The 7466-nt window shown below is 69.2% G+C and carries 6 protein-coding genes and 1 pseudogene; 6 read left to right on the forward strand and 1 reads right to left on the reverse strand.

Annotation, left to right across the window (positions count from 1 at the left end):
- Positions 1 to 11: 11 nt before the first annotated feature.
- The 4 genes from ASD79_RS08015 to ASD79_RS08030 all read left to right on the forward strand — a co-directional run bounded on the left by ASD79_RS08015 (position 12) and on the right by ASD79_RS08030 (position 5425).
- Positions 12 to 3623, forward strand: a complete 3612-nt coding sequence (locus tag ASD79_RS08015; protein ID WP_056720507.1) for a hydantoinase B/oxoprolinase family protein — start codon at positions 12 to 14, stop codon at positions 3621 to 3623.
- A 72-nt stretch (positions 3624 to 3695) separates the two neighbouring features.
- Positions 3696 to 4298, forward strand: coding sequence for a DUF2975 domain-containing protein (locus tag ASD79_RS08020; RefSeq protein ID WP_056720508.1), 603 nt, complete (start codon positions 3696 to 3698; stop codon positions 4296 to 4298).
- Positions 4298 to 4555, forward strand: a complete 258-nt coding sequence (locus ASD79_RS08025; protein ID WP_056720509.1) for a helix-turn-helix transcriptional regulator — start codon at positions 4298 to 4300, stop codon at positions 4553 to 4555. The genes ASD79_RS08020 and ASD79_RS08025 overlap by 1 nt, the downstream gene beginning before the upstream one ends.
- Positions 4556 to 4579: 24 nt before the next feature.
- Positions 4580 to 5425 carry an alpha/beta fold hydrolase gene (locus ASD79_RS08030; RefSeq protein WP_056720510.1) on the forward strand — a complete coding sequence of 282 codons (846 nt, stop codon included), beginning with the start codon at positions 4580 to 4582 and terminating at the stop codon, positions 5423 to 5425.
- 13 nt (positions 5426 to 5438) lie between these two features.
- Here ASD79_RS08030 and ASD79_RS08035 read toward each other — a convergent pair whose 3' ends face one another.
- A complete protein-coding gene (locus ASD79_RS08035; protein ID WP_056720511.1) occupies positions 5439 to 6431 on the reverse strand; it encodes a YafY family protein in 993 nt (330 codons plus the stop codon).
- A gap of 96 nt (positions 6432 to 6527) precedes the next feature.
- Here ASD79_RS08035 and ASD79_RS08040 point away from each other — a divergent pair, with 96 nt between their 5' ends.
- Both ASD79_RS08040 and ASD79_RS08045 read left to right on the forward strand, forming a co-directional pair.
- Complete coding sequence (locus ASD79_RS08040; RefSeq protein ID WP_056720512.1) at positions 6528 to 6887, forward strand: hypothetical protein; 360 nt, start codon at positions 6528 to 6530, stop codon at positions 6885 to 6887.
- A 373-nt stretch (positions 6888 to 7260) separates the two neighbouring features.
- Positions 7261 to 7466 (forward strand): annotated as a pseudogene (locus ASD79_RS08045) (flagellin); the annotation flags it as partial.

Genomic DNA, 7466 nt, shown 5'->3' on the forward strand with positions numbered 1-7466 from the left:
GGGAACCTTGCATGACCGAGCGCGGCTGGGAGTTCTGGATCGACCGCGGCGGCACCTTCACCGACATCGTGGCGCGACGTCCCGACGGGACCCTGACCACCCACAAGCTGCTCTCGGAGAACCCCGAGCAGTACGAGGACGCCGCCGTGGCCGGGGTGCGCGCGCTGCTGGGCGACGAGACCGCCATCGACGCCGTGAAGATGGGCACCACCGTCGCCACCAACGCTCTGCTCGAGCGCCAGGGCGAGCCGACGATCCTGGCGATCACCAAGGGCCACGCCGACGCCCTGCGCATCGGCTACCAGGCCCGGCCCAAGCTGTTCGACCGCAGGATCGTCAAGCCCGAGGCGCTCTACACCCGCGTGGTCGAGATCGACGAGCGGATCAGCGTCGAGGGCGGCGTGCTGCGACCGCTCGACGAAGCCGCCGCCCGCGCGGGCCTGCAGGCGGCCTTCGACGCCGGCTTCCGCGCGGTGGCCATCGTGCTGCTGCACGGCTTCCGGTTCACCGACCACGAGGCCCGCGTCGCCGTGATCGCCCGCGACATCGGCTTCGCCCAGGTGTCGGTCAGCCACGAGGTCAGTCCGCTGATGAAGCTGGTCGGGCGCGGCGACACCACGGTGGTCGACGCCTATCTGTCGCCGATCCTGCGCCGTTACGTCGACAAGGTGGCCGACGCCCTTGAGGCGAAAGAGGGGGGCCGCCAGACCCGGCTGCTGTTCATGCAGTCCAACGGCGGCCTGACCGACGCCCACGCCTTCCGGGGCAAGGACGCCATCCTGTCGGGCCCAGCCGGCGGCGTGGTCGGCATGGCGAAGACGGCGGCCCAGGCCGGCTTCGACCGGGTGATCGGCTTCGACATGGGCGGCACCTCGACCGACGTCTGCCACTTCGCCGGCGAGTACGAGCGAGCCTATGAGACCGTGGTGGCCGGGGTGCGGATGCGCGCGCCGATGATGAACATCCACACCGTGGCGGCAGGCGGAGGCTCGATCTGCACGTTCGACGGCGCCCGGTTCCGGGTCGGACCGGCCTCGGCGGGGGCCAATCCCGGCCCGGCCTGCTACCGGCGCGGCGGGCCGCTGACGGTCACCGACTGCAACGTGATGCTCGGCAAGCTGTCGCCGGACTTCTTCCCGGCGGTGTTCGGGCCCCACGCCAACCAGCCGCTGGACCGCGAGGTGGTGGTTGCCCGCTTCCAAGCCCTGGCCGCCGAAATCGAGGCCGCCACCGGCAAGACCATGACCCCGACCGAGGTCGCCGAGGGCTTCGTCACCATCGCCGTCGAGAACATGGCCAAGGCCGTGCGACAGATCTCGATCCAGCGCGGCTACGACGTCACCCGCTACGTGCTGGCCTGTTTCGGCGGCGCGGGCGGCCAGCACGCCTGCCTGGTGGCCGACGCCCTGGGCATGAGGCGGGTGATGATCCACCCGTTCGCCGGCGTCCTTTCAGCCTACGGCATGGGCCTGGCCGATCTGCGGATCCTGCGCGAGGCGACGGTCGAGCGGCCGCTGGCGCAGGCCGCCGACGACCTGGCGGCCCGCGCCGCCGTCCTGGCGGGAGAGGCCGAGGCGGCGCTGCGCGATCAGAACGTGCCGCTGGTCCGGGTCGAGACCCTCGCCAGCCTGCTGGTCAAATATGCAGGGACCGACACGCCGCTGCGCGTGCCGCTGGGCGATGCGGCGACCGTGCGCGCGGCGTTCGAAACCCTGCACCAACGCCGCTTCGGCTTCGTGTCGCCGAGCACCGCCCTGGTGGTCGAGGCCCTGGCCGTCGAGGCCATCGGCCATGCCGACGCGGGCGCGGAACCGGATTTTGAGTCCGGCGCGTCTTCGAGGGACGCTGCGCCGCTCGCGACCTTGACCGTCCGCATGGCCGGCGCGCAGCACGCCACATCGGTGTACGACCGCCCCGCCCTGCCGATCGGCGCGACGGTCGCCGGCCCAGCCATCATTCGCGAGGCCACCGGCACCACGGTGATCGAGCCCGGCTGGCGGGCCACCGTCGACGCCCATCTCAACCTGGTCCTCGACCGCGTCGCCGCCCTGCCCAAGCGCCAGGCGGCCGGCACGGCGGCCGACCCGGTGATGCTGGAGGTGTTCAACAACCTGTTCATGGCCGTCGCCGAGGAGATGGGGTTCGCCCTGCAGAACACCGCCTATTCGGTCAATATCAAGGAGCGGCTGGACTTCTCCTGCGCCCTGTTCGACCGCGACGGAAACCTGATCGCCAACGCCCCGCACATGCCGGTGCACCTGGGCTCGATGGGCGACAGCGTGCGGGCCATCCGCGAGGCCCGCGACGCCGACGGCCGGGGCATGAGGCCGGGCGACGTCTACATGCTCAACGCCCCCTACAACGGCGGCACCCACCTGCCCGACGTCACGGTGGTCACGCCGGTGTTCGACAAGAGCGACGCCCTGACCTTCTACGTCGCCGCGCGCGGCCACCAGGGCGACATCGGCGGGATCACGCCGGGGTCGATGCCGCCCAACAGCCGCACGGTCGAGGAAGAGGGCGTGCTGATCGAGAACTTCCTGCTGGTCGAGGGCGGGCGGTTCCGGGAGGCCGAAGTTCGGGCCCTGCTGGCTTCGGGCCGCTGGCCGGCCCGCAATCCCGACCAGAACATCGGCGACCTCAAGGCCCAGATCGCCGCCTGCGCGCGCGGGGCCGAGAGCTTGACCGGCCTGGTCGCCGAGTTCGGCCAGGACGTGGTCGAGGCCTATATGGCCCACGTGCAGGACAACGCCGAAGAGGCCGTGCGGCGGGTGCTGGCCACCCTGTCGGACGGCGCGTTCAGCTACGAACTGGACGACGGCAGCGTGGTCAAGGTGGCGATCACCGTCGACCGCGCGGCCCGCACGGCGCGGGTCGATTTCGCCGGCACCAGCGATCAGGTCCCGACCAATTTCAACGCTCCGGCCTCGATCTGCCGGGCGGCGGCGCTCTACGTGTTCCGCACCCTGGTCGATGACGAGATCCCGATGAACGACGGCTGCCTGCGGCCGGTCGAACTGGTGATCCCCGAAGGTTCGATGCTGAAGCCGCGCTATCCGGCCGCCGTGGTGGCCGGCAATGTCGAGACCAGCCAGGTGGTGGTCGACGCCCTTTACGGCGCGCTGGGGGTGATGGCCGCCGCCCAGGGCACGATGAACAACTTCACCTTCGGCGACGACCGGCGGCAATATTACGAGACCATCTGCGGCGGGGCCGGGGCGGGACCGGACTTCGATGGGGCCGACGCGGTCCAGACCCACATGACCAACAGCCGCCTGACCGATCCGGAGGTGCTGGAGGCCCGCTATCCAGTGCTGGTCGAGGCGTTCTCGATCCGGCGCGGGTCCGGTGGGGCCGGCGCGCATCACGGCGGCGACGGGGTGGTGCGCAGGATCGGCTTCCGCGAACCGATGACGGCGACCCTGCTGTCCAACCGCCGGCGGGTGGCGCCGTTCGGGCTGGCCGGCGGCGAGGCCGGTCAGTTGGGCGCGGCGCGGGTCGAGCGGGCCGACGGCTCGGTGCGGACGCTCGGCGCCACGGACGCGGTCGAGGTGGCGGCGGGCGACGCGATCGTCATCGAGACTCCGGGCGGCGGCGGCTACGGGCCAAGCTCGGCAGCCTGACATCTGGGCGCAGAATATTATCGTTTGACAGAAATTATTTTCGGAATGAGTTTGGCGTCACAGGAGGACGCCATGGCCACGGTCGTGAAATTCAGACCCATCGTCGACGCCGCGCCGGACACGGGAGAGACCGCCGCCCAGCGCCGCGTGCGCCTGGGCAGCCGCGGCCTGTCGGTGCTGTTCACGCTCCTGCTGGGCGTGTCGGCGGCGATCCTGGTCACCGCCTTGATCACCATGCTGTTCTACAAGGGCGAACTGGTCAGGATCGGCCCCGACAACTGCTACATCGGCGAGGGCCCGCCCAACTCGGTGGCCTTCGGCTCGCTCCCCCTGCCCCACCGCCTGGTCTACTGCGTCGTCGCGATCGTGCGGGCCACGCCGATCATCATGCTGTTCGCGAGCCTGCGGACGCTGTTTGGCCTCTACGCCAAGGGCCAGGTGTTCTCGCGCGCCGCGGCCGAGAGCTTCGGCCGGATCGGCGGCTGGCTGTGCGCCTACGCCCTGTCGCCCTTCGTCTGCCACCTGGCGCTCAGCGCCACCGGCTACGAGATCGACAAGAATTGGGCCCACATGGCCAGCGTCCAGGCCTTCGTGCTGGGCCTGCTGGTGCTGGTGATCGGCCAGGTGATGCGGGTCGGGCGCGAGATCGAGGAAGACCGGGAGGCGTTCGTCTGATGCCGATCATCCTGCGCCTCGACGTGATGATGGCCCGGCGCAAGGTGCGCTCCAACGTGCTGGCCCGCGCCATCGGCATCACCGAAGCCAACCTCTCCCTGCTCAAATCAGGCAAGGTGAAGGGCATGAAGTTCGACACGCTGGAGGCCCTCTGCGCCTTCCTGCACTGCCAGCCGGGCGACATCCTCGAATACGCGCCCGAGCAGACGCCGGACCAGCTTCCCGACCACGAGCAGGACACGCTCAAGCGCGCCTGACGGCGCTTCTCACTGGAGACATCGATGAAACCGCCTTCAACGCCCGCCCGGGCGATCGCCTTCGGCTGCCTGCTGCTCGGCGCTCCCCTGGCGGCTCAAGCCGCCCCCAGCTTCGCGCCGGTCGAGGGCGGCAAGATCGCCTATGAGACCTGCGGGACGGGACCCAAGACGATCGTGCTGCTGCATGACGGCATCCTCCACTCGGCCGTGTTCGACGGCGTCTGGCCAACCTTGTGCGAGCGCTTCCGGGTCGTGCGCTATGATCGCAGAGGCTACGGCGCGTCGCCCGCCGCGACGGCGCCCTATGCGCCGGCCAAGGACCTTGAGGCGCTGATGAAGACGCTTGGGATCGAGCACGCCACGCTGGTCGGCTCGTCGTCGGGCGCCGGTGTCGCGGTCGACTTCACCCTGGCGCATCCTGAATCAGTCGACAGGCTGGTGCTCGTGGGCCCCTGGGTCAGCGGCTACGACGCCTCCTTCGGCTTCCTCGCGCGGACCCTGAAACTGCTGGTCCTCTTCAAGCTTGGGAACATCGATGGCGCGGTGAAGGACCGCTACATCCTGACCAAACACGCCGACGCCGAACGAGCGCGGGTGGCGGCGTTGCTCCGCGCCTATCCGGGCAATGTCACCGCCGGAACCAAGGAGCAGCCGTTGGCCGTGGCCAAGCCGCGTCTGGGCGAAATCCGCAAGCCGACCCTGATCGTCGTGGGCGAAATCGACATCAAGGATGTGCAGGAACAGGCCAAGGCGCTGGAGACCGCAATTCCCGGCGCCCGGCGCGTGGTCGCGCCAGGCGGTCACCTCCTCTATCTCGAACATCCGAGGGCCTTCGCCGACCTGGTCGCCGGGTTCGTGGACAAGGAGTAGCGACCCGCGTCGCCTAGATCGCAGGCGCCTCCTCGTGCGCCTTCAGCGCCACCTTCAGTTCCTCGACCATCATCTCCCTCAGCACCGGCGGCGAGACGATCTCGATCGCGTCGGCCCAGGTGAACAGGTGCCACGACAGCTCCAGCATGCCGCTGGCCCGGAAAGCGACCAGCACCGAGCCGTCCGCCTCCTGGGTCACGGTCTGGTTGGAGTGGAAGCGCCAGCGCAGGGCGTCGGCGGCGCGGTCGGGACGGATGCGCAGCGCCACGTCGTACATCTCGCCGTGATAGATGCCGAAGCTCTCGTCGGCGAAGGCCTGCAGCGAGAAGTCGGGGGGCGGCGAGGCCGGCTTGTCGAGCACGGCGATGTCGTGGATGCGGTCCAGCCGCCAGGAGCGCGGGCGCGGATTGCTCCCCTCCAGGGCCACCAGATAGTTGCTGCGGCCGAACAGGATGCCCAGGGGGGTGACCTCGCGCACCCGGCCCGGCGTGCCGCCGCCCTGGTAGCGGAACGACACCGCCTGCAGGCTCTTGATCGCCGTGCGGATGGCGGTCAGCACCTGCTCGTCCTCGAACGGGCGCGGGCCGGCGTGGACGGCTATGGTTTCGGCCTGGACCAGGGCCTCGACGTCGGGGGCCACCCGCCGACGGGCCGCGCCGCGCAGGGCCGACAGCAGCTTGCGCTCCAGGGCGTACAGCGCCGAGGACCGCGCCTCGGCCCCGGCGGCGGCGTAGGAATCGGCCGCCGTGCGCAGCGCCGCCAGTTCCTCCGCGGTCGGGGTCTGGAACAGGCTGTCCAGGCCGGACGGGATGCGGAAGCGCTTGGTCGGCGGGTCGTCCATCGCCTCCATCTGCGGGAAGGCGGCCCAGACCGCGTCGCGCATGCGTTCGGCCGTGCGCCGACCCACGTCCATGGCGCGGGCCATCTCGTCCAGGGTCATGCCTTCGGACGATCCGGCCAGCATCCGGGCCAGGTCCAGCAGTCGGGTCGCCTTGTCGTGCCGCATACGCGCTCCATACGTCCGGATTTGACGTATCGCACATGGATAAGGGAGTCATCGAAAAACGCCCCCGAAAAACGCCCCAGGTCCGGAGCCTCGAACATGACCCGTCCCAACCGCGAAAATTGGGCCTCCCAGGATTGGCATACCGCCCCGGTCAGCGCCGCGATGATCTCGGCCGTGCTGGACTTCGCCGACATCCACCGCGACCTGGGCGGCGGGCGCACCCTGTTGCGGCTGAGTCCCGAGCGGGTGCTGCGGGCCGACATCATCCTGCTGCTGGGCCGCGACGCCGGACGGGCCGCCGATATCGGCCTGGTGTGGAACGATCGCGAGGACCAGATCGTCCGGGTGATCGACGACGCGGCCCTGCGCGCCTCCCGGCAGGCGGCCTGGGAAGACGCCTTCGACCTGTTCGACGGCGAGGACCGCGAGGCGCCGCCGCAGCGGTTGTGCGCCTGAAGCGGCGCGGCGGCCCTCGGACAACGCCTGGCGACTAGGGGGTCCTCGGACTCGTTCGTTTTTCATGCACGAGAGTCAGGCGACCCACACGATCTAGTCCCTTCCCCTTTCCACGCCACCAGGGATGGTTTTCGCATCGAGCATCTTGAGTCTAGAGATTCATAGCCGGATCTTGACCGAGAGTTCACCCCTGCCATCGCCAGGAATAGATTCAGCCGACAAAGTCTTAATGCCTAACGGTGCGTTAGCCACATCCTGAAAATAGCCACGACACTTTCACACTATCGCAAGGACGTTCTCGCACAGTGCTCCCGAGCAAAATGCTCCCGGCCGTCAAAATGACGTCGGACACCTTGAATGGGAACCTGCCGAAATGGCTCTGAATAGCATCAACACCAATTCGGGCGCGATGATCGCCCTGCAGAACCTGAACGCCACGAACGCCGAACTGGGCGTCACGCAACAGCGGATCAACACCGGCAAGAAGGTCGGCAACGCCAAGGACAACGGCGCGATCTGGGCGATGGCCAAGAACCAGTCGACCACCGCCAACTCCCTGAACGCCGTCAAGGACTCGCT

It is taken from the genome of Caulobacter sp. Root655 (genome assembly GCF_001427665.1).
Taxonomy (GTDB): domain Bacteria; phylum Pseudomonadota; class Alphaproteobacteria; order Caulobacterales; family Caulobacteraceae; genus Caulobacter.

Bases quoted from the DNA above. Each gene is read 5' to 3' on its own strand.
- ASD79_RS08015 (WP_056720507.1), top strand. From the start codon at position 12: ATGACCGAGCGCGGCTGGGAGTTCTGGATCGACCGCGGCGGCACCTTC.
- ASD79_RS08020 (WP_056720508.1), top strand. From the start codon at position 3,696: ATGGCCACGGTCGTGAAATTCAGACCCATCGTCGACGCCGCGCCGGAC.
- ASD79_RS08025 (WP_056720509.1), top strand. From the start codon at position 4,298: ATGCCGATCATCCTGCGCCTCGACGTGATGATGGCCCGGCGCAAGGTG.
- ASD79_RS08030 (WP_056720510.1), top strand. From the start codon at position 4,580: ATGAAACCGCCTTCAACGCCCGCCCGGGCGATCGCCTTCGGCTGCCTG.
- ASD79_RS08035 (WP_056720511.1), bottom strand. From the start codon at position 6,431: ATGCGGCACGACAAGGCGACCCGACTGCTGGACCTGGCCCGGATGCTG.
- ASD79_RS08040 (WP_056720512.1), top strand. From the start codon at position 6,528: ATGACCCGTCCCAACCGCGAAAATTGGGCCTCCCAGGATTGGCATACC.